Source organism: Komagataeibacter ossonobensis (genome assembly GCF_057359305.1).
The window spans coordinates 41,313-68,037 of record NZ_JBXAYQ010000001.1; the positions used below are offsets into that span (position 1 = coordinate 41,313).

The 26,725-nt window shown below is 54.8% G+C and carries 26 protein-coding genes; 8 read left to right on the forward strand and 18 right to left on the reverse strand.

The window, feature by feature from the left end:
- Positions 1-90 precede the first annotated feature (90 nt).
- The 12 genes from AC1RQ9_RS00240 to AC1RQ9_RS00295 form a co-directional block, all read right to left on the reverse strand.
- On the reverse strand, positions 91-981 hold the full coding sequence (locus AC1RQ9_RS00240; protein ID WP_078527199.1) for a CopD family protein: 891 nt from the start codon (positions 979-981) through the stop codon (positions 91-93).
- Positions 978-1,355: a copper homeostasis periplasmic binding protein CopC gene (copC, locus tag AC1RQ9_RS00245; protein ID WP_078527201.1), complete on the reverse strand. Its 378-nt coding sequence runs from the start codon at positions 1,353-1,355 to the stop codon at positions 978-980. Before copC ends, AC1RQ9_RS00240 begins: the two co-directional genes overlap by 4 nt.
- Positions 1,356-1,454: 99 nt before the next feature.
- A complete protein-coding gene (locus AC1RQ9_RS00250; protein WP_236944518.1) occupies positions 1,455-2,726 on the reverse strand; it encodes an aminotransferase class III-fold pyridoxal phosphate-dependent enzyme in 1,272 nt (423 codons plus the stop codon).
- Positions 2,727-2,791: 65 nt separating this feature from the next.
- Positions 2,792-3,967, reverse strand: a complete 1,176-nt coding sequence (locus AC1RQ9_RS00255; protein WP_230975646.1) for a methanobactin export MATE transporter MbnM — start codon at positions 3,965-3,967, stop codon at positions 2,792-2,794.
- Between the two features lies 1 nt (position 3,968).
- Positions 3,969-4,838 carry an MbnP family copper-binding protein gene (locus tag AC1RQ9_RS00260; protein ID WP_230975647.1) on the reverse strand — a complete coding sequence of 290 codons (870 nt, stop codon included), beginning with the start codon at positions 4,836-4,838 and terminating at the stop codon, positions 3,969-3,971.
- A 41-nt stretch (positions 4,839-4,879) separates the two neighbouring features.
- A complete protein-coding gene (gene mbnC, locus AC1RQ9_RS00265) occupies positions 4,880-5,467 on the reverse strand; it encodes a methanobactin biosynthesis protein MbnC (RefSeq protein WP_124297930.1) in 588 nt (195 codons plus the stop codon).
- A complete protein-coding gene (mbnB, locus tag AC1RQ9_RS00270) occupies positions 5,464-6,270 on the reverse strand; it encodes a methanobactin biosynthesis protein MbnB (protein ID WP_078527205.1) in 807 nt (268 codons plus the stop codon). The genes mbnC and mbnB overlap by 4 nt, the downstream gene beginning before the upstream one ends.
- 59 nt (positions 6,271-6,329) lie before the next feature.
- The gene (gene mbnA, locus AC1RQ9_RS00275) at positions 6,330-6,425 is read right to left on the reverse strand and encodes a methanobactin (RefSeq protein WP_120357830.1); all 96 of its coding nucleotides are present in this window, start codon (positions 6,423-6,425) and stop codon (positions 6,330-6,332) included.
- Positions 6,426-6,525: 100 nt separating this feature from the next.
- Entirely contained in the window at positions 6,526-8,742 is a 2,217-nt protein-coding gene (locus tag AC1RQ9_RS00280) for a TonB-dependent receptor domain-containing protein (protein ID WP_110571425.1), read from the reverse strand.
- Between the two features lie 145 nt (positions 8,743-8,887).
- The gene (locus tag AC1RQ9_RS00285; protein ID WP_078527209.1) at positions 8,888-9,379 is read right to left on the reverse strand and encodes a DUF2946 family protein; all 492 of its coding nucleotides are present in this window, start codon (positions 9,377-9,379) and stop codon (positions 8,888-8,890) included.
- 301 nt (positions 9,380-9,680) lie between these two features.
- Positions 9,681-10,763 (reverse strand): IS5 family transposase, encoded by a 1,083-nt coding sequence (locus AC1RQ9_RS00290; protein ID WP_167370262.1) that lies wholly within the window; start codon positions 10,761-10,763, stop codon positions 9,681-9,683.
- A gap of 80 nt (positions 10,764-10,843) precedes the next feature.
- On the reverse strand, positions 10,844-12,013 hold the full coding sequence (locus AC1RQ9_RS00295; protein ID WP_078527213.1) for a site-specific integrase: 1,170 nt from the start codon (positions 12,011-12,013) through the stop codon (positions 10,844-10,846).
- Between the two features lie 396 nt (positions 12,014-12,409).
- On the opposite strand from AC1RQ9_RS00295, the gene AC1RQ9_RS00300 reads away from it, so the two are divergent.
- The gene (locus tag AC1RQ9_RS00300) at positions 12,410-12,922 is read left to right on the forward strand and encodes a hypothetical protein (protein WP_193732868.1); all 513 of its coding nucleotides are present in this window, start codon (positions 12,410-12,412) and stop codon (positions 12,920-12,922) included.
- Positions 12,923-12,928: 6 nt separating this feature from the next.
- Here the strand turns inward: AC1RQ9_RS00300 and AC1RQ9_RS00305 are convergent, their stop codons facing one another.
- Complete coding sequence (locus AC1RQ9_RS00305) at positions 12,929-13,636, reverse strand: TetR/AcrR family transcriptional regulator (RefSeq protein ID WP_485985152.1); 708 nt, start codon at positions 13,634-13,636, stop codon at positions 12,929-12,931.
- 192 nt (positions 13,637-13,828) lie between these two features.
- Here AC1RQ9_RS00305 and AC1RQ9_RS00310 point away from each other — a divergent pair, with 192 nt between their 5' ends.
- The 4 genes from AC1RQ9_RS00310 (at position 13,829) to AC1RQ9_RS00325 (ending at position 20,657) form a co-directional block, all read left to right on the forward strand.
- Entirely contained in the window at positions 13,829-14,971 is a 1,143-nt protein-coding gene (locus tag AC1RQ9_RS00310; RefSeq protein WP_485985153.1) for an efflux RND transporter periplasmic adaptor subunit, read from the forward strand.
- Positions 14,972-14,977: 6 nt separating this feature from the next.
- Positions 14,978-18,103, forward strand: coding sequence for an efflux RND transporter permease subunit (locus AC1RQ9_RS00315; RefSeq protein ID WP_485985154.1), 3,126 nt, complete (start codon positions 14,978-14,980; stop codon positions 18,101-18,103).
- Positions 18,103-19,605 (forward strand): efflux transporter outer membrane subunit, encoded by a 1,503-nt coding sequence (locus AC1RQ9_RS00320; protein ID WP_485985155.1) that lies wholly within the window; start codon positions 18,103-18,105, stop codon positions 19,603-19,605. The genes AC1RQ9_RS00315 and AC1RQ9_RS00320 overlap by 1 nt, the downstream gene beginning before the upstream one ends.
- Positions 19,606-19,991: 386 nt before the next feature.
- Positions 19,992-20,657: an HAD family hydrolase gene (locus AC1RQ9_RS00325; RefSeq protein WP_193732865.1), complete on the forward strand. Its 666-nt coding sequence runs from the start codon at positions 19,992-19,994 to the stop codon at positions 20,655-20,657.
- 167 nt (positions 20,658-20,824) lie between these two features.
- Here AC1RQ9_RS00325 and arfB read toward each other — a convergent pair whose 3' ends face one another.
- On the reverse strand, positions 20,825-21,232 hold the full coding sequence (gene arfB, locus AC1RQ9_RS00330) for an alternative ribosome rescue aminoacyl-tRNA hydrolase ArfB (protein WP_485985156.1): 408 nt from the start codon (positions 21,230-21,232) through the stop codon (positions 20,825-20,827).
- A 133-nt stretch (positions 21,233-21,365) separates the two neighbouring features.
- Between arfB and AC1RQ9_RS00335 the strand changes: the two genes are divergently transcribed.
- The 3 genes from AC1RQ9_RS00335 to AC1RQ9_RS00345 are packed head-to-tail and all read left to right on the forward strand — an operon-like array spanning position 21,366 to position 22,104.
- Positions 21,366-21,650, forward strand: coding sequence for a hypothetical protein (locus AC1RQ9_RS00335; RefSeq protein ID WP_485985157.1), 285 nt, complete (start codon positions 21,366-21,368; stop codon positions 21,648-21,650).
- A gap of 20 nt (positions 21,651-21,670) precedes the next feature.
- A complete protein-coding gene (locus AC1RQ9_RS00340; protein ID WP_167331474.1) occupies positions 21,671-21,826 on the forward strand; it encodes a hypothetical protein in 156 nt (51 codons plus the stop codon).
- A 29-nt stretch (positions 21,827-21,855) separates the two neighbouring features.
- Complete coding sequence (locus AC1RQ9_RS00345; protein ID WP_193732863.1) at positions 21,856-22,104, forward strand: hypothetical protein; 249 nt, start codon at positions 21,856-21,858, stop codon at positions 22,102-22,104.
- A gap of 128 nt (positions 22,105-22,232) precedes the next feature.
- Here AC1RQ9_RS00345 and AC1RQ9_RS00350 read toward each other — a convergent pair whose 3' ends face one another.
- From AC1RQ9_RS00350 to AC1RQ9_RS00365, 4 genes are all read right to left on the reverse strand, one after another.
- Positions 22,233-23,198 (reverse strand): glycosyl transferase, encoded by a 966-nt coding sequence (locus tag AC1RQ9_RS00350; RefSeq protein WP_485985158.1) that lies wholly within the window; start codon positions 23,196-23,198, stop codon positions 22,233-22,235.
- Between the two features lie 170 nt (positions 23,199-23,368).
- Entirely contained in the window at positions 23,369-24,169 is an 801-nt protein-coding gene (locus AC1RQ9_RS00355; RefSeq protein WP_485985159.1) for a glycosyltransferase family 2 protein, read from the reverse strand.
- Positions 24,166-25,710 (reverse strand): hypothetical protein, encoded by a 1,545-nt coding sequence (locus tag AC1RQ9_RS00360; protein ID WP_485985160.1) that lies wholly within the window; start codon positions 25,708-25,710, stop codon positions 24,166-24,168. Before AC1RQ9_RS00360 ends, AC1RQ9_RS00355 begins: the two co-directional genes overlap by 4 nt.
- A gap of 288 nt (positions 25,711-25,998) precedes the next feature.
- A complete protein-coding gene (locus AC1RQ9_RS00365) occupies positions 25,999-26,718 on the reverse strand; it encodes an autoinducer binding domain-containing protein (protein ID WP_485985161.1) in 720 nt (239 codons plus the stop codon).
- Positions 26,719-26,725 lie beyond the last annotated feature (7 nt).

Sequence of the window (26,725 nt, forward strand, 5' to 3'; positions counted from 1 at the left end):
AAAATATAAGGAAATATTGGAATAAATATGATACTCCATAATTAAGCTCCCATTCGATTCATTTGCATATATAGCTATGTCGACATGGCTCTAGTTTGTAGGTAGAGATAAGGTTGTCGGGTCCATTCGCCCAGCAACGGCAACAATTGCAATAATAGCAGCAGAAAATGCAATTTCGGCTATTGTTCCGCGTTGAAGATATTTAAGGCTTGCCGTAATGTTTCTCTTCTGTCGTAGATTTCTTACGTAAACATATCGGTTGACGCAGGCGATACAGACCATACCGCTCGTTAATCCCAGCTTGAGAATGAGTAGTGTAGAATAGACAGTGAAATGCTTCGGCCATCCGCCCAGGATGTTCAGGCCCAGTCCAGAACCGGTAAGTAGGACCAAAGGCACCGCGATATGTCCCGCAGCCGAATACCGTGCTAACGCCATTTGCATGGAGAGATCCCACTTCTTTTTTCGTGTATCACTGACAAGCATGGCAACGGGGATGAGGCCCCCGCACCAGAAACCACCTGCAAGCAAATGCACGGCCTGGAAGAACATCGCGCCCATACCGATCATGCGCACGTGACCTGTCAGAGCTGTCGCCGTCAGAAGCAAGCATGCGGGTATGACCGACAGGAGCGCGCCGCATTTACGCCAAGTTAGAAGTAGAAGACAGACACCAGCTACGGCCTGAATGATCCACGCCTGTCCAATGGTGGTGTCAACAAGCACGGCTTTGCTTAAAGTCGGCGAGAAGGCATCCTGCCACCCATCTCCGACCTCGGAGACTTCGGCTGGCAGTGTTGCAATGACTATTACTGTCGTAAAAACGCTCCCCCATGCCCAAAACTTTCTCAGGCGGGCAGAGAGTGCGATTCCGAGGTCGCGCGGAGCCAGCCACCCTGCAAAAAGCAGGCTACCTGTAAGAAAGAGCGCCAGGCTGTCTCGTGCGGCGCGACATAGGATCAGGAAAGCATCCGGTGTCATCGGTTAGTAACTGTGAACCCATAGACGCCATGAGTCTTGTGTCCATCGACGGCAAGGGCGTGCCAGGTTACGGAATACCGTCCAGGCACGAGCTCAATTTTGAGCGGGACCGTCAGAGTCTTGCCGTCATCCGACAGGGCAACGTTTCCTGTTTCTATAACATTACCCTTGGGGCCAGTGACAACGACGCCGGTGAGCTTGACAACTACTGCTTCAGTAAAGCCTAGCGTCAGGCTCTGCGGTGCCGTTCCCGTGCTATCCGCAGCGGGTATTTCGGCGTTCAGGTGGGCATGTGCATAGGCAGGGTCCCCCATCTGCAGAACGAAGTTCCCTGCGAGACACATAGAGGCAACGATTTTACGGATAGAAGTCATGTTTACTTTCCTTGCTTGGTGTGAATTACAGCAGAAAGACAAATATTTTCAGAGAAAAAAGTCTCTTATTGACCAACGAAAGGGATACCTTCGACGCAGCTATGCTGTTGAAAACAGAATAGTATTGAAAGCTTTCGTCATGCGTTGCTCAAGCTCATCAATGTCTTTTTTAGAAATAATGAGAGGAGGTGCTAAAATTATGCTGTCGTATGAGATTCTTATCAGCACGCCGTGTTCCATACACGCTTTCACAACTGACCGTTTTATGTCTGTCTTCTCATCATTTCGGAAATCAAGCTCCCTGTAGCTACAAAATCCGACTTCAATCGCGCTTAATAATCCGATTGTCCGTGTGGATCGGACCAGCTCGTGTGCCGCAAGTTTCGAAATCATCTTTATCCAATGTTCCGAAATATCCTGCACATGATCTACTATTCTTTCATCCTCGTAGATTTTTAGCGTTTCAAGGGCGACGGCAGCGGCAACAGGATGTGCGTGATATGTGCCGCCATGATGAAACCCATGGTGCATAATCGAGCAGTCCACCAATGCGGAGTGAAAATCATCATTCATGACGACCGCCGAAATCGGTTGATAGGCCGCTGAAAGCCCCTTCGATGCGACGAGGCAGTCGGGCGTCTGGTTGACGGTCTGGCTTCCCCACATCTTTCCGGTTCGACCGAAGCCCGTCACGATTTCATCGAAATAAAGAGGAATATCGCGCATCGACAAGACATTGCGTATTGCTTCAAAATATCCTTTCGGCGCTGGGTACATGCCGCCAGCAATCGAGACTGGCTCGCAGAGGAAGGCCGCGATATTTTCGGCACCCGTGTGATCTATCAGTTCTGCCAGTTCCCGCGCCAGGCGATGTGCATAATCTTCTTCTGTTTCTCCAGCCAACGCGTCGCGTGGCCAGCGCGGTTGCGCAGCATACAGAATATCGTCACCCGTCAGATCGAATGAATTGATAATGCTTTCGATCCCGCCAAGTCTCGTGGCAAATATCGTCGATCCATGATAGCTCCCCCGACGCGTGATTATTTTATGCCGTTTTGGATTTCGTTGTTTATTGATGTACCACGTTGTTTTAATGAGAGTTTCGATTGCTTCCGATCCGGTTGTGGCGAAAAGAACGTGAGCGTCCGGTATCGGCGCTGCCGCGCTGAGCGCGTCCGAAAGCGCGTGGACGACAGGGACCGTCCGGTTTAGCGCGGTGGGATAGACTGGCAGCTCTCGCATCTGGCGTGTGGCGGCTTCGATCAGGCGTTCATTATGAAAGCCGAGCGTGGCACAAAACAGTGCCGACACCGCGTCGATATAGTCTTTACCCGAAGAATCGAAGACGAAGACACCAGATCCAGATACCATATCGACGCCTGATGACATGGCGGAGTTGCTAAGATGCGATAAGCCGTACACTAGTCGCGAAGTCATCATTGTGCGCCTTTACCAGAGGGAGAGGCTGAGGGCAGAGCCAAAGGGCAGGTCTTTCCCGGATCTGAGAACGCCGGGTTAGTGAGGAAGCTCTGATCCGTTAGGGAGTTCAGGAAGGCGATCACGTCCGCGATCTCCGCCTCGCTGATTTCGAACGGCTCGATGAACTGGTCGCGTAACGGGTTCTCTCCGTGTGGCCCTGTCGCCGACCGACCTCCCTTCGAGTAATGTGCTGCCAGCACGTCGTGCAGCGTGGCGATGGAGCCATCATGCATATAGGGACCCGTCAGGGCGACGTTACGCAGGCTTTCCGTGCGGAATTTCCCCTCATCGTCGGCATTGCCCGTCACAGTCCGCAATCCGTGATCACTGGCAGGATAGGCCCCCTTGCTGTCCTCGTTATACAAGCCGGTATTGTGAAAACCTGTTTCCGGGAAAGGCATGTTCGCGGAGCGGATATTGTCGGTCAGGTTCAGGCCGTTATGGCAATGTGAACATTCCAGCTTCTCGCCGAAGAACAGCGCCTCGCCCCGTTGCGCGGCCGGGGACAGCGCCGTCTTGTCGCCATGCAGCGAGTGGTCGTAGGGGCTGTCGAAGGACAGCAGTGTGCGCTCGAAGGATGCAATCGCCTTCGTGACTGTGGAAAGTGTGATCGCGCCCTTCGCCTCGGGAAAGGCGATGCGAAACAGGTGCGTATAGCAGGGATCACCCGAGAGCCTAGCGAACAGAGCTTTTTCCTGGCCGCCCATGCCCAGCTCGACCGGTTGGTCGCCGAACATCGGGATCAGCATCTGTTTCTCCAGCGTGGTGAGTTGTGGATTGGCCCAGGTATAGCTCGGCAGATAGGCTACGTTCGCTAGCGGCATCGGTGTGCGTAGTCCTGGCTCGCCATGCGCGCCTACATGCGTCGGGACACCAGAGGCGAAGCCCAGATTCTGGAGATGGCACGACGCGCAGGCAAGCGTCCCGTTCTCCGATAGCCGCTTGTCGTAAAACAGCCGCCGCCCCAGTGCGACCTTCTCCGCCGTCATCGGATTGTCGGACGGGACGACTGGCGCAGGCGCCCAGGAAGGGATATCCCAATGCCACGTCGCGGGCTGGGCTGCGGCCGATAGAAGCAGCGCGCCCCCACCCATAAGGGCCATCTGGAGAACTTTGCGAATAAACGTGCGCATCCTATCGACCCCGAAATACCGACTGAGCGGGTGGGGAGGTCTCTGATCCGAATGGCAGGCCGAACTCACGGAATACACCTGCGCAATCCTTGTCGTCCGGTCCAGACATGCAACCTGGCGCACTATTAATCTGGTTGGTGCTGACATTACTCAGAGCGAGCAGTCGACTTATGTCGAGCTTCACGGTCTGATGCGCCGGATTGAACTCCGGCAGCGTGACCGTGACGAGGTTCGGGGCCGTGCACGCGCCCTTCGGCGCCTCGACCGGACTGGCGGACTCACAGCCGGTGCTACCGATGTGGACAGGGAAGCCATGGGGTCGCGCTTTGTCGCCAGGCTTCGGAATCATCATGATATCAAGTGTAAAAAAACGATATCCTGACTGCCAGGTCCAAAACATGCTCGTCATGTTCAGCGGTGGCTGTGCAATCGTAGGATCGCCGTGATTGGCGGCCATAGGTAGCCCAACGGTGAAGCGCAGGCCGGCGAAATGGCCTTGCGGCCAGACAAAACTGATAGTCGAGTTCGGCGACGGAGCCGTATCGCTGCATGGAATATTGCGATCAATCAGGTCGATCAGCGCGATCCCGTCACGCTGCCAGAGGCCTGACGGCCCTGGCTTGACCGGCACCGCACGACCGTCCTTTGTGAGTAGCGCCACATCGTGGATGTAAAAGCGTAGATCGTTGACCCGGACCGTGTCGCCCTGCGTGCCGACCGGCGAAAGCGTGCGGGTGCAGCTTATCGGCTGATCGCCGAATACAGCTTGGAACGTCAGGTGCCCGAGTTTTGGCGCCGCATAGGTGTTTGACGACACCCCCGTTATCAAAGCGCTAGCGAACAACGCTCTAAACATCATCAACGATTTCATTACCATCTCCCGATAACGGTCCAAAACGCGACTTATACGTCTCAATTCTGCGATGCGGCGTTATTCAGCAACGTCCACCCTGGAAATGTTTCCAAATCCCATGACGGAATTAGAAAGTATCCGAATCCGTTCTCTGGTGGGGACGGTGGCGAGCCGATATTTATTTCTTCGATGCTCCTTACTAGGTGGACGTTCCGTGCCTTGAATGCGACAGTCCATGTCGGATCGGAGCTATGTGCTATCGCAATCCCCAGAAAGGACGAGCGGTCGAGGGCCGCCCATTGGGCAGCAGCAACAGCACGCACTTCACGGCAGACCTGTTTTGTTAATTTCCCGGCCAATGGAGATTGAGCAAGCCAGTCATAGACTGACAAGTGAAGGGTCCAATCCAAGGGATCGCGGTGCTCATAGGCCCATTCCATAAACGGCCTGAATATGACGCCGTTATTTTCGTCATCTATTTCCTGTAAAGAAGGGCAGGGATCGAATATCGCGTGCCACGTTCCTCGTAACGCTATATTTATCCTTACCTGTTGGCGGTGAGAAAGATTGAAATCTCTTTCTCGTGAAGGGCGCGTCATGCTGCTGATAACATCGCAATCACGCTCTAAATTATGGTCAGAAGTCATTTAACAGCGTTCTTCTGCAATGTAAGTTGTTGTCGTATTCTTGTGATATCTTGAACAATACTGTCATATTCAACATTACGATCTCGTTCGTACGTGATAGTCGTTTCTGAATGGCAAAGCCTTGATCTCAGGTCGGAGAGAAAACTCAGTGTTTCCACAGAAATCTCGGTGCCGTGTGTGTCGATCATTACATTCGGATCACTTACCGACGGCTCGTAACTTCCTACATGAAAATGCCGTGTTTCGTTTGCTTCGCTGATCCAGCTTTCCGTGGAGGCGCCACAATTTATCTCGGAACAGACAGCGTTCGATATATCAAACAATAGCCCTGTCCCGACTTCCCTTCGCAGATCAGAAAAGAATTCGGGCGCTTCAAATCCACCATCTAATATAGACGGAAAATTTTCTAGAAATAATTTCTCACCAATTTGCTCCTGCCACCACGATGCTTTCTCAATTAAAACTTTTCTGTTCCTGTAGTCTATCTCGGAAAGGAATGAGAGATTTTGGCCATTGCACGAAAAAGACGCAAGGTGGTCAGAAATGTATATAGGCTTTAGAATATGTGCATGATAGCGAATTTGTTCAGCCATCTGGCTCAGAGATTCTCTATCATTTTCTAAAAATCTGGAGCGCATAATGTGGAAAGAAACTGGACATTTGACAGTTGCCAGTAGCTCGTGCGGATCTAGATGAAGAAAGTTATCTATAAGAATTTCGTAGTAATCTATATGACCATCATTTAGTAATTTGTTTGCAATTGGCAGAACTTCGCTTCTGGTAAAATTAAAACCGATGCGCATGATGGTCTCCCTTAATTAGAATAGGAAAGGGTGCGCGCATGGCGCGCACCCCCTATGGTTCAGTTATAACCACCACAGACCGTACCCGGACCGCAGATCGAACCGGCCATTGTTGAGACCTTGATCTCGCGACGAGAAAGAATGGTGATTTTCATTGATAGACTCCTTGTCTTTGAAATTGCCGATCATCACATCGATGTATCGGCAAAGTATAATAACATATATTGTTCAAGTAAACAAAGTAAAAATGCAAATTTAAAACTTATATGAAATATTGAACCTGAAGCTTCGTCCAATTTCAGGTACGTCATTATTGCTGGCGATAGATTTGTACATATAATATGTCTTATTGGTCAGATTGGTGACGGCAAAATTTACGCGCCACGGCTTGCCTGGCATTTGCCAGTCAAAAAGAATGTCATGCAACATATAGCCTGGTCTTCTGCGTGCTATCGTAGAGTCATAGTCTTGGGCTTCTACAGCGGTGAGGTTATACGTGGCGGTCAACCCAATTTTTGGAAAAGTGTAACTCGCATCTGCTGCTACTTTATCTGGTTGAGCCAGAAGGTTGGCTCCGGTGTTTGCATCTCTCACACGGAGGTGGCTGTAACTTACGCCAAGATTGATGTTCTCTATATTGTAGGTTGCGCGAAGTTCAATTCCATAGCGGGTGGCGTGTTGAATGTTCGTATATTGATAGTTTATCTCGTTTGTTTTGTAGAGTGGGCTCCAGTGATGTCCGACCACAGATAGCTGAATAAGGTTCGTAGCATCTTCGTAGAAGCCTGTAGCACGCACCAATGCATGATCCTTGCGTGAGAACAATCCACTTTTATTATAACTAAATCCACCTTCGTATGTACGAGCGCTTTCTGGTCTTAAGTTATTATTTGGAAGAAAATAATAACTATTTGGCGTTATGGCATAGTTCATATTTGTTTCTTGAATTGTTGGGGCGCGGTAATTTTTTCCCCAACTAAGATAGACCATCCAATTTCGATTTGGATGCCATGCTAAGGTAATTTTGGGTAGAATTGCACCGCTAGTGCTGGTGGACGAGCCAGACCCAAAGGTATTGTAGCGATCGTAACGAAGGCTTGGCGTTAGTACGATGCCGTACGGAAGTTTAATCTCATCTGATCCGTAGAATCCGTAAACTTGCTGTTGCCCGTCGGGGATAGTTCCTCCTCCTTGCCCGTTTTTTTGAAGAGTATGATTGATGTCTCGATAGTAATTTGCTCCAACTACAAACATATGTGAACCAAGATAGCCAAAATTTTCCCTGAATATTTTTTGAATATCAGCCCCATAAGTTTCCAGTGTTTGCGTCTCGCCCACTATTGATGTCTTAATAAAAGGACCGTACCATGACGTCATTTTTGATCTATAGAGCGTCAGTCTTCCATCTTCTTTTCCGTCAGAGTCCTTAGTGGTTAGGTGAATATTTGAGTCGTCTTGCCTGGTTCCGGTTTGTCGATAATAAGGAATATATGTCTTTGTTGACGAATTATAAACGGTAAATTTTTGTGCTTGTGCGTTGGCTGGACGATAATTTTCAATATAATAAAAACTCTGCCCGAAATCGACTCTGATCCGGTCTGTAATGTCGTAGCCCAGTTTTAAGAGTGCGCTATTGCTCGTACCGTTGTTCGGAGATAATTTTTGTCCTCCGCCTAGAGAAATCGGCCCGAATGACTGTCCTGCATACGCCAGCAGTCCGTCGAACTTTCCCCATTTTCCATACACTTTGGCAGCACCTTTGGCATTTTCATTTGCACTCTGATAACCGCCGTCTAACTCTGCACCCCATTTTCGGCCAGGCGCGAGGAGATCTTTGGCTTCGAGCGTCTTGATTGACATGACGCCTCCCATGGAGCCGCTGCCGTAAAGAGTTGATGCGGCCCCCATTACGACTTCGACAGACTGCACGAATGCTGGATCGATATAGAGCGGTGTCTGGAAGCCGGCAAAACCATTGTCCGCATTGCGGCGTGCGCCATCGACCAAGAGGATAATGTCTCTTCCGTTGAAGCCTCGAATTTCAGGGATCTGGCCTTCGGTCCGTGCTCCGCCTGCCATATCAGCGTCAGGTAAACGATTGATGACATCAGCGAGCGTTGAAGACATACGTCTTTCAATATCCTGACGGGTTATCAGGCTGACCGAGGCGGGAACATCCTGGATCCGCTGTGGCGTTCGCGTAGCTGTGACAACGAGCCGCTCAGCTGCGTTACTGGATATGGGGATGGCGGCTCCTGTTCTTACATGAGCACCAAGTTGTTTTGACGTGTTTCGCGATGACTGTTCCGGAGTTTTTTTAATCGCCGCCTGCCTGGTTGATGCGGCATTCTCACGCTCTTTTCCGGGCAGTTCATTGGCATGCGCCGCGAAGGACGGGATAAGAAAAATTGCGGCGGCAGAAAGTAAGTGCGCGCGGTGGAACGTGTGTGCGCAAACATGTGTCGAAGACATGGAAGCTGATCCTGAGCTGAGAATATCGTTCAGCCAGCAGGACGGTCATTGTCTTTTTCGTCATTAGTTTATGACGTCAGCGACGCACTATGCGTTAAGTGAACGCGTACGGTCGATGAATGACAGCTTAAACGGCCTGCGGGCGCTAGAAGACCGCAGACACAGGGGGGCCACAGGAGAAAGGAACACCAAGTGTGATGACAGGTGGAGCACGGGGGTTAACGATGTTGACGTGGCGTTGCCAACGAATAAACGCCAGTGCCAGCAAGATAACGAGAGCTGTGAACAGGAATACTGGCAGGTGCAGGAGAGGGCATAACGGACAGCTTCCATCGTGATGAGAAGGATGCCCGGACATGTGGTCGTGGTCGCCCTCATTGTCGGCTGACACAGCCTGCGTCACATTGTCCATTGTCATGCCAGGCATATCCGCACAGACGGAGTGCTTATCTGGCGTGTGATAAACATGTGGAGCGATATCAATGCCTGTCAGGCGCAGGATGGTAGCACGAGGCATTTCTCCCGGCATTGCCTGACTCTGGATCAGGAGTTGCCCCAGAAAGCCCATGAGCGTGAACGCGACCAGAAACCAACGGCTCAATGAAGAGCGGGGCGCAGGATGTATGGCATGGGCCATCTTTTGAAAACATATGCTCCTGTCACGGTAGACTTTTTATAAAATCCATTGTGGTTGCGAGCCTGTCAACCCGATATTGCACACACATGGCAGGCATTCCTACCAGGATGCTTGAAGAGCCCATTTTGGCTTGGCGGCAGTCGATTTTATAATCTCTGCCTGAGGAATGTGGAGGGATCGAAGAACCCTTGATTGATACGCTTGGCTGTTGATTTCAGGTTTTTGGCGATTTGATTGACTACTTTTGGGTTGGTTTTCGATCTGCGTTTTAAGCAGATCGAGTGCTGCCCCCGCTGGATTGCTATGCATTCGCGCTGATCCGCTCCAGGAAGAGGAAGCGGCGCATATTATAGACGATATTGGCCAGGCCGATCCTCATGGTGGCCCGGGTGATACCGACAGTTCGGACGAACAGACCCATTTGCGATTTCTGGTCAGCAAAGACATGCTCGACGCGTGATCGGATCACGGACTTTCCGGCGTTGGATTTCTGGAGATGCCTGGGCATAGGCTTGAGATGCGGCTTTTTCCTGTGAACTTTCGAGACAAAGCCCTGCTCCTCCATGAAGTCCTCATTCGCTTTTGAGCGATAGGCCGTGTCAGCCCAGACCGTTGAGGCCGTATTGGTTTTATCCAGCAGCCCCTCTCTCAATCGCGCGCCATCACTGGCGGCGGCATGCGTTGTTTTCCATTTCCGGATGAACCGGTATTTCCGATCGATGGAAACATGCGATTTATAGCCAAAGAACGGGATGGCGAGATCGCTGGAGGGCATGGCTCCATCATCCTGCCGCTTCGCCTTCGTGAACTTCAGTGTCCAGCGCGCATGACGATCCTTGTGCGACAGCTTTGCGGGTTTGTCCTGCCAGTCTTCAGGAATACGTCCTTCCCGAAGATCGGCTTTCTCTGCATTGGTGTTCCGCTGCTTCGGAGCCGCTACCAGCGTGGCATCCAGGATCTGGCCTGACATCGGTAAATACCCGGCGTTACGCAGGGTCGCATCAAAGCGGTTGAACAGCCCATCGATCGCACCCGCCTGGGTCAGACGCTTTTGATACAGCCAGACCGTTTTGGCATCCGGCACCCGATCTGAAAGTCCCAGACCAAGGAAACGCATAAAGGAGAGGCGATCGTTGATCAGATATTCCGTCCGCTCATCAGACAAATTGTTGAGCGTCTGGATCACCAGGATCTTGAACATCAGCACCGGATCAAATGGCGGTCGTCCGCCTTTGCTTCCGTCAGAATACGCCAGAGCCTTCTCCAGGTCAGGGCGGAAGACTTCAAAATCCACAGTCCGGGAAAATGCTTCGAGCTGATCACCAAGCCCGCTCAACCGAGCAAGCCGCTCTTCAACGTCAAAAAATCCCGCCTGCTTCATGATCCATACTCCAATCAACTAAGGGGAAATGGAATCACAGAGCAGACCTCAATACCAGGGGGTTTTTCGAACCCTCCACGTGTTCAGACGTTGCTCTTGCTGTCTCCTGAAACAAGTGCCGTAAAAATTTTCAGATCGATCTCTTTGACTGCACGCTGGATTGGTTCTTTCTTGAGGTGAGCATAACGTGCAGTCGATTTGAGATCGCGATGGCCCAGCAGTTTCCCGATCATGATCAGATCTTCGCCGAGTTCAAGCGCATCGGATGCGAAGGAATGACGAAGATCGTGAATGCGGACGTCCACTAGCCCGGCTTCCTTTCGGATGCGTCGCCACGGCTTCTCCAGATCGGTCAGATGACCACCGTCCTTCCGTCCAGTGATGACATACGGATTGCCCGCGATCATGGGAATGCTCTTCAGCAGGCCTACTGCACTCTCGCCCAACTGAACGGTTCGAGCGCCATTTTTGCTGTCGGGTAGTCTGATTACCCCTTCGTCCAGAAAAACATATTCCCATTTCAGACGTTGAATTTCCCGAAGGCGGCAACCTGTTAAAAGCAGGAGTTGAAACGCATTGACGGCTTCCGGCATCGCGGAACGGGCGTCGTCGAGTGCTTTGCCGAGACGCTGATGTTCTTCTGTTGTGAGGTAGCGCTCGCGCTTCTGCTCCTTATAGCGTTTCACGCCCCTGCATGGATTGACGTTGTCTGTCCGCACACCCCATAGGATTGCCAGAGAGAACATTTTCGACAGTACCCCCAGCGTTCGGTTCGCCTGATATGGGATATGCCGGTAGGTATGGTGAAATGTAACGATATCAGAATGAGTGACAGAGGCTAGCTTCCGGCTGCCAATTTTTTTCGTAATGAACAGGTCAATCGCGCGTTGATATTCGCCTTGTGTGGTTTGTTTCAGATGCGTCTTCACATGCCGTTCAATGAAAATCTTACAGAACTGGCTGACGGTGGGAGAAGCCCGCTCTTCGTCGCGTTCTGTGTTTGGATCGTTGCCGTCTTTCACGCGGGCGAGGATTTTGATCGCTTCGTCGCGTGCTTTGTCTGCCGTCCAGGGACCATGATGGCCAATCGTATAACGTCGGAACCGGCCATTGGCTCGATAATGGACCACGTAGCTCATTCGGCCTGAAGGCCAGACCCGCAAGGCGAAGCCGGCGACTTGATCGTCCCAGACGATGTAGTCCTTCTCAGCAGGCTGGAGGGTGGCGATTATGCGCTTTGATATCCGGGGCATGGCTGCCTCCACAGGATGCGTATAGGATGCAAATGGGACTGAAACGTCAGTGTGAGTAAGCGTAGACAGAAGAACCAAAATGAACAACTTATTCAATTAAAATAATGGGATAGTAGTGGTTCTTCGGGATGCATCGGGGAGTTTCGTGGCAGGGCGTAGCTCTTGCCTACAAACTCATAACCTGAAGGTCATAGGTTCAAATCCTATCCCCGCAACCAAGCCGAACATACTGATATCTAACAAAAAACGCCGCCCCCTGAGGCGGCTTTTTTGCGTACGGCGTAAAAAACGTCCTGTATGGCCAAATGCAGCCCTGCCTAACGGTTTTGCGATCTCCTGCTCTCCATTTCCTTACAGTATCCTAACGGCAGGTATGTGTGGGAAAGGGGAAGCCACATGAATCAGACATGGGGAGATTTTCAGGCGGTCGTGCAGCTATCGGCTGGCCTGAACGTGGCAATTCTCAGCTTTGTGGATATCAGTCTGCCTGCCATAAAAGAACGTCGGCGTGTATTTGCCAAGGCACAGCAGGAACTCGACATGCACCGTTCCGCCCCCGGCAAGCTGACCAGCGCGGCACAACTGGAACATGATTGCCAGGTGGATGAAATGAACGAAAAACTATACATGTTGTGGAAGGAATCATCCGACTTCAGCAATGAAGAAGACTCCCTTATTCACTCCACAGGCATTCTTGGTTTTCTTGGTGCTGTTCTTAGCATGTTCCTGCTGTGGTATTCAGCAGAATATTATGATGCCGTTATTGGTATGACCGGTAAAATAATGATTTCCCTGTCATTCTGTTCGCTTGTCGGGGCATTCATCATCAATTTCATGACGGCATCACAAGCCAGCGTCTTTACCAAGAAGTGCAACGCAATCCGGCAGGAAATGCGTCAGAACCTCTAGGGCATCCTAACGGGATGAACTGGTGGATGTATCGCAGTCCTGCTGGAAGCCTGCCAGGAAAATTCGCGCCGCATGCTGAAAACGCGGTCGCATGTTCTCTTCAATCCATGTTGATTCAGATGCGCAGGCCAGGCTCTGCAGCATCAGGTCGCCTATGGTCATGCCGAACAACATGTTGCTGTAAATACATATATCACCTTCCACGACATAGTGGTTCTGGCGCACATAACGGTCCAGCCAGCCTGTCAGCACGTTTTCCTTTCCGCCTGCGCGCAGGCTGGTCAGGATCTGCCGGATATCCGCTGATTCCTGAGATTCGGTAATCAATGCCCGGATCAGGCTGATCCGGTCGGGCCGGAGAATGATTTGGCCAAGGTTCATCAGCAGTTCGGTCAGTTCCTCTGCCGGGTTTTCGCGGTAATGGCATTCATCTGGCGTGACGTTGAACAGCCGACTGTTGATCAGGGTATGGAACAGGTCCTGCTTGGAATGGAACATCTGGTACAGCGTGCGCTTGGACATGGCGGAATGCTGCGCCACCTTGTCCATCGAGGCGGCATGGTAGCCACATTGCTGCAGTACCTCGCTTGCGGCGTCCAGAATCCGTTCCCGGCGTTCACATTCTTCCATTTCTGGCGGTCGGCCCGGTCCACGCCTGCGGCTGTCGCAATCGTGCGACGCAGATGCTGGGGCTCCATGTCCATTCTTGCTCATTCGTAATATGCTCCGACCGCTTTTGTGCGGGTATCCTGCTTGACCGGCTTATGGAGACGATATAGTTTTCAATTCATTGAAAACCAAATGGTTTCGTTATTTGGCTTTCTTATGGCGGCCATGTGCGGGAAACGGCACACCCGTGATTCAGAAACATTTTATATATAACGGCCTACAAGCCGGTTGGTGACCATGATGCATTATTCCCGTGTCGTAGCCCCGGCGGCTTTGATACTTGCCCTGGCAGCATGTCAGCGGCATGCGGCTTCCCCCAAGCTTCCGCCACAGCCGGTCAAGGTTGTGACGCTCAGGGCAGAACCGGTGGAAATCCACACGATGTTGCCGGGACGTACCGAAGCTTTTGAAATCGCGCAGGTCCGTCCACAGGTCAGCGGTGTCATCCAGCAGCGCCTGTTTGTCGAGGGCACTGATGTGCAGGCCGGGCAACAGCTGTATCAGATTGATCCCCGTATCTATCAGGCGGCAGTAGACAGCGCGCAGGGCCAGCTGCTGCACGCACAGGGCAGCGAGGTCACCGCCCGCGCCAAGCTGAACCGCTACGGGCCATTGCTCAAGGCCCATGCCGTCAGCCAGCAGGAATATGATGACGCGCTGGCCGCCGAACGTGCGGCGCAGGGTGATGTCCTGACCGCCAGGGGGCAGCTGGAACGCGCCACGGTTGATCTGGGCTATACCCATATGAATGCGCCGATTACCGGACGTATTGGCCGTTCCATCCTGACCGTTGGTGCACTGGTAACCGCCAACCAGACGAACAACGTCGCGATCGTTACCCGGCTTGACCCGATTTATGTGGACGTGAACCTGCCTGCGACCGAACTGCTGCGCTTCAAGCGTGAACTGGCGCAGGGACGGCTGACACGTGCGGGTGACAATGCTGCTGCCATAACCATTTCGCTGGAGGATGGGACCACGTACGAACATTCCGGTCGCATGGAATTTTCGGAAGTGAATGTTGACGAATCCACAGCCACGGTTGTGGTGCGTGCCGTCATGCCCAATCCTGACCGCCTTCTGCTGCCGGGCATGTATGTCCATGCCCAGCTGGCCGAGGGAACGGACCCCACCGCCCTGTTGGTGCCGCAACAGGCGGTGCAGCGCAATTCCCATGGTGACGCGCAGGTATGGGTGGTTGATGCCAATAACAAGGTGAACCTGCGCGCCATCACCGTCAGCCAGGCCATCGGCACGAACTGGCTGGTCACGGACGGGCTGAAGGGGGGGGACCGCGTGGTGGTCGAGGGCCTGCAGAAGATCCATCCCGGCGATACCGTGGCCCCAGCGGATGTGTCCGCCCCGTCCAAGGCAGGATAAGCCCCCATGTCTCTGTCACGCTTTTTTATTGACCGGCCCGTTTTTGCGTGGGTGATCGGGCTGATCATCATGCTGGTGGGCGCGGTTTCGATCTTCCGCCTGCCCATCGCCCAGTATCCCAGCATCGCCCCGCCACAGATCGCGATTTCGGTCACCTATCCCGGTGCGTCCGCCGATACGGTGAACGATACGGTCGTGCGCCCCATCCTGCAGCAGATGTTCGGGCTGGATCACCTGGAATATATTTCCTCGCAGTCCTACGCATCAGGACAGATGGAAATTGACCTGACCTTTGCGCAGGGAACCAATCCCGACATTGCGCAGGTGCAGGTGCAGAACAAGCTGCAGCTTGCACAGCCCAAGCTGCCACAGGAAGTGACGGCGCAGGGGCTGAGCATCACGAAGGCCGTCAAGAACTTCATGATGGTCATCGCCTTTATCTCGACCGATAACAGCATGAGCGGCGCGGATATCGCCGATTACGTGGCGTCCAACATCTCCGATCCGCTCAGCCGGGTGACAGGTGTGGGTGACCATACGCTGTTCGGTGCGGAATATGCCATGCGCATCTGGCTCGACCCGTCCAAGCTGTACAAGTACGGCCTGACGGTGGGTGATGTGCAGGCCGCCATCCAGACGCAGAACATACAGGTCTCGTCCGGTGAGCTTGGTGGCGTGCCCGCGGTCAAGGGCGCACGTCTGGACGCTACCATCATCGGGCCGACGCGCCTGCGCTCGCCTGAGGAATTCGAAAAGATCCTGCTCAAGGTACAGCAGGACGGATCGCAGGTGCGCATCCGTGATGTCGCGCATGTGGAACTGGGACCGCAGACCTACAATACCCATTCCTTCTACAACAACATGCCCGCATCAGGCATGGCGCTGAAACTCGCACCCGGGGCCAATCAGCTCCAGACCGAAACGGCGGTCCGTGAGCAGGTCAAGGAACTGGAACAGTTCTTCCCGCCGGGGCTGAAGACCGTCTATCCGCTGGATACGGAACCCTTCATCATCCTGTCAATCAAGGACGTGATCATCACGCTGATCGAGGCGATCGCGCTGGTGTTCCTGGTGATGCTGGTGTTCCTGCAGAACTTCCGCGCCACCCTGATCCCGACCATCGCGGTGCCGGTAGTGCTGCTGGGCACATTCGGCATCCTTGCCGCCCTTGGGTTTTCCATCAATACGCTGACCATGCTGGCCATGGTGCTGGCTGTCGGCCTGCTGGTGGATGACGCCATCGTGGTGGTGGAAAACGTCGAGCGTGTCATGACGGAAAAGCAGCTTTCGCCCAAGGAAGCCGCCCGCCAGTCGATGGATGAGATTTCGGGCGCGCTGGTCGGCATCGTGCTGGTGCTGACGGCGGTGTTCCTGCCCATGGCGGCCTTCAGCGGGTCAACCGGGGTGATCTACCGGCAGTTCTCCATCACCATCGTCGCGGCCATGTGGCTGTCGGTGCTGGTGGCCATGGTCATGACGCCCGCCCTGTGCGCCACCATGCTCAAGCCCGGCAGTCATGAAAAGACCACCGGTTTCGCTGGGTGGTTCAACCGCCATTTCACGCGCCTGACCAATGGCTACCAGAAAGGTGTGACCCGCGTGCTGGGGCATGCCGGGCTGTCCATGCTGGTGTTCGCCGTGATTACGGTTGGCGTGGCCTGGTTATTCATGCGCCTGCCCGGCGGCTTCCTGCCCGATGAGGATCAGGGCCTGATCTTTGGTCAGGTCACCATGCCCGCCGGTTCCACGCTGGAGGAGACGGCAGCCGTCAACCGCAAGGTGGCCGACTATATCCTCAAGACCGAGGGCAAAAATGTTCAATCCGTCTATTCCATGAACGGGTTCAACTTCGCCGGGCAGGGGCAGAGTGCTGGCGCCTTCTTCATCCGGCTGAAGGACTGGGATGAACGTCCCGCTGCCAGCCAGACATCGGCCGCGATCGCCATGCGCATCATGATGCATTTCTGGATGGACCCGGTGGCGCAGATTTTCGCCATCAACCCACCCGCCGTGCTGGAACTGGGTAACGCCACTGGCTTCGATCTGGAACTGGAAGACCGTGGCCACCTTGGCCATGCCAAGATGCTGGAAGCGCGTAACATGGTACTGGGCATGGCGGCGAAGGATCATCGCCTGACGGCCGTGCGCCCCAATGGCATGGAAGACGCGCCGCAGTTCCACCTGAACATCGACCGTGAAAAGGCCAATGCGCTGGGTATCACCATCGCGGATATCAATACCACGATCGAGGGCGCGCTGGGGTCGATCTACGTCAACCAGTTCCTGCGCGATGACCGTGTAAAGCAGGTCTATATCCAGGGCGAGCCGGATGCCCGCATGATTCCCGACGATCTGAACAAATGGTATATCCGCAACGCAACGGGCGGCATGGTGCCGTTCAACGCCTTCGTTTCCGGTGAGTGGATCATGGGACCGCAGAAGGTGGAGGACTATAACGGCCTCAACGCCTTTGAAATCCTTGGCCAGCCGGCGGCCGGTTACAGTTCGGGTGATTCGATCGCCGCGATGAAGGAAATCCTGACCAGGCTGCCCAAGGGTGTCGGCTATGAATGGACGGGCCTGTCCTTTGAACAGATGGCGTCGGGGTCTTCTACCGGGCCGCTTTATGCGCTGGCCATGATCGTCATCCTGTTCTGCCTTGCCGCCCTGTATGAAAGCTGGGCCATCCCCTTTGCCGTGCTGCTGGTCATTCCGCTGGGTGTGCTCGGTGCGATTGTCGCGACCCTTGGGCGTGGGCTGGCCAACGACGTGTATTTCCAGGTCGGCCTGCTGACCACCGTGGGGCTGGCGGTCAAGAACGCCATCCTGATCGTGGAATTCGCCAAGGCATTTTTCGAAAATGGCGCAACGCTGGAGGAATCCGTGCTGGAAGCCGGGCGTGAGCGCCTGCGTCCCATCCTCATGACTTCCATCGCCTTCGTGGTGGGCGTGTTCCCGCTGGCGATCGCCACGGGGGCCGGGTCGGCGGCGCGTATTGCAATCGGTACGGCGGTGGTGGGTGGCATGGTGACGGCGACGTTGCTGGCCGTTTATTTCGTACCGCTGTTTTTTGTGGTCGTGCTGCGCCTGTTCCGTGTGCAGCGCATGTCCGAACGGGCAAAGGGAGAGTAATGCAGATGACCGTTCTCCCTACGATCCGGCGCGTGGCCACGGCAGGCATGGCGGCAATGCTGCTGGCGGGATGTACCATGATCCCGCATTACAAGCGCCCCACGCCACCCCTGGCCAAGGCATGGCCGACCTATGCCAATACCGGTGATCCGGTGCAGGAAAACCCGCTGGCGGCCAATCTGGGCTGGGCGGAATTCTTTACCGATCCCCGTCTCAGGGCATTGATTGCCATCGCCATCCGCGAAAACCGTGACCTGCGGCAGGCGGCAGCCGATATCCGCCGTGCGCAGGGACAGTATGATATCCAGCACGCCACCCTGTTTCCCGCCATCAGTGGCGGGGGCGAGGCAATGTACCAAGGACCGTCGGATGCCGCCGGTCTGAGCTTCGCGCCGGGCCTGGATACCGGCAACCCGCCCATGTTCAAATATTACCAGATGGGCATTGGCGTCTCATCCTACGAGATTGACCTGTTCGGGCGTATCCGCAGCATGTCGCGCGAGGCCGCGGAACATGCGCTCATGCAGCGCGAAAACGCCCGCGCGATGCTGATCAGCATCATATCGCAGGTGGCCACGGCCTATATCTCCTGGCTGGGCGATCAGGCGCAGCTGAAGCTGTCGGATGAAACCATGGCGTCCCAGCAGCAGACGCTGGATATGGTCAAGACCCGTTTCGCGCATGGTGAGACGGATGAAATGACTGTACGCCAGACCGAAACGCAGGTTGCGCAGAGCGGCGCCTTCCGTGATGAGTCGCGCAGGCATGTGGCGCAGGATGAAAACCTGCTGACCCTGCTGATTGGTGAACCCATTCCCGATAACCTGCCCCCTGCGCACCCGCTGGGGCAGCAGACCATCATGCAGGACCTGCCGCCCGGCCTGCCGGCGGATGTGCTGGAACATCGGCCCGACATCATGTCGGCTGAACATGACCTGCTGGCGGCGAATGCGGATATCGGCGCGGCCAAGGCGGCGTTCTACCCCCGTATTACGCTTACGGCGTCGGACGGGATCAGCAGCCTGCAGCCGCACAAGCTGTTTACATCGGCCGCGACGACATGGGGTGTGTCGCCCCAGTTGCAGGTTCCCCTGCTGAACTGGGGTCAGAACAGCGGCAACCTGAAGGCATCGCGCGCCATGCGGGCGTCCAAGGCGGCGGCATATGAAAAAACGGTGCAGTCCGCCTTCCGTGAAGTGGCGGATGCGTTGGCCGCGCGTGATACCTACCGTGATGAAACCGGGCAGATGGACCGTTATGTCTCCACTACGGGAGATGCCTACCAGCTGGCCATGCTGCGATACAGGGCGGGGACGGATTCCTACCTTACGTCGCTCGTCTCGCAGCGTAATTATCTGCAGGCGCAGCAGTGGCAGATATCCATCGCGGTATCGCGTTACCAGAACCTTGTGACACTGTACCGTGCGCTGGGTGGTGGCTGGACCGAACATACCCCTGTCCCACAGCCGGCCAAAGGGCAGAAGGCCACACACAAGGGATAGGACATAGTATTCAGGATATCTTCATTGCATTACGGCCCGGACATGTTGCATGCATGCCGGGCCGTAATGGTATTCAAGTAAAGTGTGGTAGATTATGGAGTATTATGATTGCATTTCTTGATAGATCCAAATTTATATAATAAATAAATTTAAAAATTAAACAAATAATAAAAATATATCTGTATTGGATTGATTACGAAAAAATGTAAATTTTGTTCTTCCAATATGAAAAATCATCTCATATCCTTAATTTATGGCTTGTGGTGCAATATGGTTTTGTTTCAGTGCACAAGAAGTACATGAAAGGTAGGGTCTGAAATTTGAATTTACATGGCAAATCCGATAATCAACTACCCGCTGCCGTGCGTCCCGATGGGAAGTTGCGCATGGTTATTTTCGATTGTGATGGCGTTCTGGTCGATGGGGAATACCTCTCCACCTGCATCATGGCGCAGGAAGCGCGGAAATACGGCTGGAATATTACGGACGAGCAGGCAAACAAACTGTTTACCGGCGGCGAACTGGCCAAGATCCGTGATCGCATCGCGCAGGAAAGTGGCAGGACATTACCCGATGACTGGGACATGCAGGTGCAGGACCGCATCGTCACCATGATGAAAACCGACGCCCAGACCGTTGATGGTGCGGAAGACATGCTGAAGGCCACACTTGGCCTGGGGCTGCCGGTGCGTATCGGGTCAAATTCATCCATGGCGGAAATGGACGCGAAATTTAGTAGTACGGGTCTGGACAGGATGCTGGATGAAGACCGCATCCATTCGGGACGTGACCTGAACATGCCCAAGCCCCGGCCCGACCTGTACTTGTATGCGGCTGAACAGGACAACATTCCGCCGGGTAACTGTATTGTGCTGGAAGATTCAGATGCCGGTGCCGAAGCCGCCCGCCGCGCGGGCATGGCCTGCGTACTGCTGCGTGACCTGTCGCGGCCTGCGCCGCAATGGCCGGGATTGATCCGTATCGGGCATCTGTCAGAATTCGTGCCGCTGCTCCAGCGCATCAGGGCGGAACAGAAGCAGGCGGTCGCATAAGAAACCGTTTGGGGAATAAATCACGGGTAAGACATAACAAAAATTGTCTGGATGTTCCTTTCCCAAAAACGGGGGCGTTTTTCCCGAAGCTTTTGAAAAGAGGCTTCACGCGAAACGTCTTTATATCTTGTGGCGTGCCTTGTTCTGAAGATGCGGCCTGTCTGTATTCAGTCCGTATAACGGCCGTTGCGGCCCTGCTTGATGCGGCTGCGATGCTGTTTGTTGTCCATCCGCTTCCTGCGCTGCGTGCGTGAGGGACGTGTGGGCACGCGGTATGCCTGCACCATGCTGGCCTGTGTAATCATGTCCTGCAGGCGGGCGACCGCATCTTCGCGGTTGCGGGTCTGGCTGCGGAAACGCCGGGCCGTCAGCACGATCACGCCATCGGCTGTCATCCGGCTGCCTGCAACCTCGATCAGCCGGTGCTTGACCCGGCCCGACAGGGTGGGCGAATTGCGGGCGTCAAAACGCAGCTGGGCCGCGGTTGCGACCTTGTTGACGTTCTGTCCGCCCGGGCCGGATGCCAGTATGTAGGTCACATGTAATTCATCATCGGGTATGATGGGGGATGACATGGCGGTTTACGGTCCTGTTGGGCGGAAGGTATATCGTAAGCTTATGGGCCGCCCTGCATGGGCAGCATTGCTGCGCTGGCCGTTTGCTATCACCATGCCTGCCGCATGATGACAAGAGCGGAGTAGCACAATCATGAATGATGAGGCGGTCACGGACCAGTTGCGCAAGGCCCTTGCGCAGGCAGCAGGCGACGCGGCGCAGGCCAAGGTGATGCCCGTGGTCAAGATGATTGCGGCCCAGCAGCTTGTGGTCATGGACCTTATGCAGATGCTGGTTGATGCCAAGGTGCTGCATGCGGATGAAATTGCAGCACACATGCGTCATCATATCGACCATACGGATGCAAAGGATATGGCGGCGCGGACCCTGTTTGAACAGGTGCGCGCCCGGTTTGCGTCCGGTATCAAACCCTCCTGATATCATAAGGAAGTGTGCAGATGGCTGATCATCCCCCCGCCCTGCGGGCCGAAATCGCGGCGCTGAAGACGGAACTGGCGCGTATGCGTGACGAACTGGCCATGGCGCGCAAGACGATACAGGACCTGAACCTGAAACTGCGGCGTGAACAGACACGTCCCCCCACCGCGCGCTGACACGGTGGCATGACAAGGTATTTTCCATCATGAACGAAGAACGCGATGCAGCCGGTCGGGCTGTGGTCTATCCTACCGTCAGTTGCGGGGCGGAAGCGGTGCAGGATTCCATCGTGGTCATGGACCTGTTCATGGCAACGTCACCCGAACACATGCCCAAGGGCAACAAACGTGTGGTGACCGTACTGCCCCCGGAACTGGCCCTTAACCTTGCCGAACAGCTACGCAGTGCCGCTGAACGTGTGCAGGCGGCGCGTGCGGATAAAAAGGCTGAATGACTGTTTGAGAAACAATAAAAGTTTTTGGGTGCCGCCTTTTTTAAAAAAGGTGGCGTTCTTTGAAGCTTTCTGAAAAAAGCTTCACCCCAAATTTCCTGATGGTAATGGTATGTTCCCAGCCGGACTTTTCAAACGGTTTCTGACCTGTTGCGCCGGAACTGGCGCATGCCGGCATAACGCAGGTTGAGGGCAACCTGCCCACCCTGAACGGTGGGAATGGTCATGGTGTTTTCCAGCGCGCTGCGCATGGCCTTCTGGGATGCCATGTGAACGATGCCCACGGGCGAATGGGGAAAGAACAGGTTGGCCAGTTGCCCGGTGGTTTCATCCATCAGCCATGGGCCAAGGTAGTTGTGACCGTTATCCAGAAAGGTGACGGGCTGGCCATCAATATAGACCGCCAGTGCCATGCATAGCTGGTCCTGTGTAAACGCCATGCCGCGCCGGGGCAGGATCAGCGCCTGCCACCGTCGCAGCACGGGCCAGATCGTGGCATTGCGATGCAGGCAGAACACGCCTGCGTTCAGCAGGGGTTTGGCGCCGATGCGCTTGCGGATATGGAACGGCAGCCGGGCGCGACTGGCATTCTTGTAAAGGAAGGAGCGGATCTGCATCCACCCCGGACAGATCCAGCGCACCCCCAGCAGGTTGGCGATCTTGGCGCCAATTTCCGGCACGATGGCCAGCGTGCCGCTCTCACCCGCAGCGAATACCTGTTCCAGTGCCCGTCCGTCCTGCACCCATGTATCGGCATCCAGCCACGCAATCAGGTCGAATTCCGGCAGCATCTGGTCCAGCCACAGCTTGCTTATGTTGATGGCGAGGCTGGGTCGGTTCCGAATGGTGCGTCTGGGGGCATAATCGGGGATATGGGGTGTGATGGTCCGTATGCCCTGTGCCTGTAGCTGTGCCACCTGTTCCGGCGTCATGCCGCAGTCGATGACCCCGATGGGCGTATCGGCATGATCGCGTATGGAGGCGACCAGTTCACCCACCAGATGGAAATAGGTGTGATCGCAGCCGGTGACGATAATCCGGCGGCGGGTCGCAGGTGGTGTGGCGCAGGGGGGATGCGGTCTCATGCCCGGCATCATAGGGACAAGCGGGAGTGGCGGAAATATCCCTTCGTCATAGGGGATTCCGATACCCGTTTTAAAATATCTGGCTAATCAATGAAAAGTTTCTGGTGGAGCTTTTTCAAAAAGCTTAGGAGAATGCCGCTTTTTTGGAAAAAGGCGGCCCCCGGAAACTTTTATTACTTTTTTTATACTTTCCCGTCAGGCATCAGGTGATAACGCGCGCTGAGTTCGGGATGACGGAAAGCCATGATGGCACGCAGGCTTTCATGGGCGGCCCATGCATCGTTCGTGGTGCGCGAATTGCCATGCATGCGGTAACGGCACAGAATTTCGGGCACGTAAGCGGCCTCGAAGCCATGGTCGATGAATTTCAGCCAGAAATCATAATCTTCCCAGCCCTGGTCAATATGGCTGTAGCCATCCACATCCGCCCATGCCTGTCGGCGGATCAGGGCCATTACATCAACGTAGTTTTCCCGCGCCATCTGGGCGGGATCCCATATGTCGGCTGATCCGATGCGCTGTTCCTTGCCAAAATATTCCAGCTGGCTGTATGTGGCGTCAAACCCGCCATCGCGCGCGGCTTCATGCAGCCGGGCTATGGCGCGGGGGTATATGGTGTTATCCGCGTCCATCACGAACACAAACGCGCCGACGGCATGCTTGAAGGCAGTATTGCGGGCCTCGGATGGTCCCTGGTTACGCGGATGCACGATCAGGGTGCAGCGCCAGAAACGGTCGCGGTTTTCTTCCATCCATGCCGTAATCAGGGCCACGGACGCGTCGCTGTCCGAATGGTCGTCCACCACAACCAGATCAAGGGCCGTATGGGTCTGGGCCGCAATGGAATCGAGGGCTTCGGGAACATACCGGCCATAATTGAAATTGGTAAGGCATATGCTGACAAGGTCCGCCGGTTTCTTGCGACGGCTGCGGAATGTGAACGCGGTCTGGCCAGTGGCCATCCATGGGGCGGTGATGCTCATGCCTCCGGTGTGCTCCATACATGCGAAATGAACCCGCGTATCCGCGCACAGCGCGCACGGTTCTGGGCGGGGGTATCGATGGCCTGCATGGCCGCAAGGCGCACCTCCTCGGCCTTTGCCTGACCATCAGGCGTGTTCAGCAGCCATTCGATCAGGTTGGGAATGTGGCGGCCGCTTTCTTCAAGGAAATGCACATTGGGGCGAAAGACCGGATGCGGCAGGCAGGGTTCGGATACCACCACGCTGCCATTGGCCATCGCGCCCTTGACGATGCGGTGCCATTCGAAAAAACCGTAATCGTCACGGTGGATGTTCAGCGCGATACGGGAATGCCCCGCTACATGCGATGCCAGGCGGGAAAGGGGATTATCCCGCGGGCTGCTATCTATGGGCGTGGTGAATTTGCGATAATAGAAGTAATTGCGAAACTGCGCGAAGAAACCGGCATTGCGGGCAAAGAATTTCTCCCGGTGCGCCGATAGGCCGCCAAAGAAACTGATATCGAGTTGCCGGTCGGCAAAGGGGGTGTTCCGGTCGGGCTGCCTGCGGCATGCAGGCGGCAGGATGCGCACCATGGCATGCTGCATGTCGCCTTTGTGCAGGTAGGTGCGTTCCGTGCCGATATTGGGGGTGAAATGGATGGCTGGCAGCCCGGCCTGCCGGAAGCTTTCCGCCATCTGGTGACAGATATCGATGACACCGGCCGCCATGAGCAGGAAGGGAATGCCGCGTTCAAACCACAGGGTCTGTGGCTGTTCGGTATTGAACATGATGGCGTCACGAATGATGGCGCCAGTGGCCCAGTCCTGACCCTGTCCCAGATGGAAGAATTCATGCGGCGCTACGAAAATGCACAGTTCGGGCCGGTCATCGGGATTGCCGGTTTCATCCAGCAGAACACAGTTCAGCCCGCTCTCACGCAATGTCGTGCACAGGTCCGATGCGATTTCGTGAATGAATACATTGCCGTGGGAATTGTAATAGACCCCGATACTGTCCGGCACCGTGCCATCAGCGACCATGTAGTCCGCATCATCCAGCCCCCTGGCCGCGCACAGCGCGCCCAGTGTGCGTGAAACATGCAGGGCGCCGAAAATGCGTCGCCCTTCCGGCACGCCATACAGCAGGGCATGTTCGGCCATGTCAGTGGTCGCGCGTTCAATGTCGCGGTTGATGTCGTGATAGAGATCGGGGGTGAAAAACGGCAGCTGTTCCAGCGTTCTTGCGCCGATGCTCAGGTCTTCCAGGTGGAAACGGGGCAACAGCCCATGATGGGCGATATGGCAGCCGCCATGTGTTTTGAGGAAATGGATGAAGGGATTGCGGTTGTTGGCATCCGCATCGGGATACTGGCGCAGATATGACGCGGGGCGGAAATTGCGGTTGGGCTGGCGTCCTTCCCGGAAACCGTATTTGACATAGTGGATCAGGGGATCGATTTTCGACCCGGCAACGTCCTGATGCACCAAAAGATAGAAATCAGCATCAAACAGGCCTGATTCCTCTATGGTTTCAAGATCCTGCTGCTCGGTTGGGGTCAATGTCAGGAGCAAGTCCGCGGACAATGTCTTTACCTTGGCTGGGGCGGAATGGAATAACTGGCGGCAGGGCCACCTGTCGGGCGCGCACAGTCATTCTGCTAGGGCAGATCAATTAATAATTGATTATCCAGCCCGCTTATTTTTTACCCGGATTGCCGGTGAAGCGTGGGTTACAGGGCGTATCCTGTACCAGCATTACATAAATCGCACCGTTGGGATGCCGCCATGCAGAGCATGTGGCATGGACCGCCATGGTGCCGTCAGGTAAAGGGCCTGACGGGCAGAATGCTAGATGACAATCAGGCCAAGCGAGATGGCCTTGAGCACGGTTGTGACGCGGTTGGTGCATTCCAGCTTGCGCTGCGCATTCTTGAGATGGAATTTTACGGTATTTTCATTCAGCTTCAGGATATCCGAGATATCCACCGTGGTCCTGCCATTCGCCACCCATGACAGACATTCGCATTCGCGCTGTGTCAGCAGGGGAAGTTCCGGTTCCGGTGCCGCCGTCAGGTAATGGTAATGCTGATAATACTGCATGGTCAGCATTGAAAGGGCCGCCTGAACGCGCCGCGATATCGCCTTGCGTGCAAGTTGTCCGAAATTGACCAGAAAGACCGAAGAATCCGGGCCATGGATCGGCATGACAAAGCCGTCCTGCAGGCCAAGGTCATGCATGTCGGTGACCAGTGCTTTTTCCTGCTTCTGTACCGGGTCGCATGCATGCCACCCGAACCCTGTATGACTGGTCATGGCACGACGCAGAACCGGGTCCACCTGCCCGTAATTGCGGCCCATGTAATGACTGGTCCACTGGACAGGATAGCTGGATGTCGTGGGGCGCAGGCCACCGGGCTGGAATTTTTTGATGATGCCCGCGACACAGTAGAAATCACCGATCTGGCTGACAGCTTTATGAAACTGGGCGGCCAGTTCGTCCACGGTGCGCGTGTTCAGCATCGCTTCCAGCGTATCCATGGCCTTGCTGTTGAAAAGGTCGCGATTCAAAAAACCG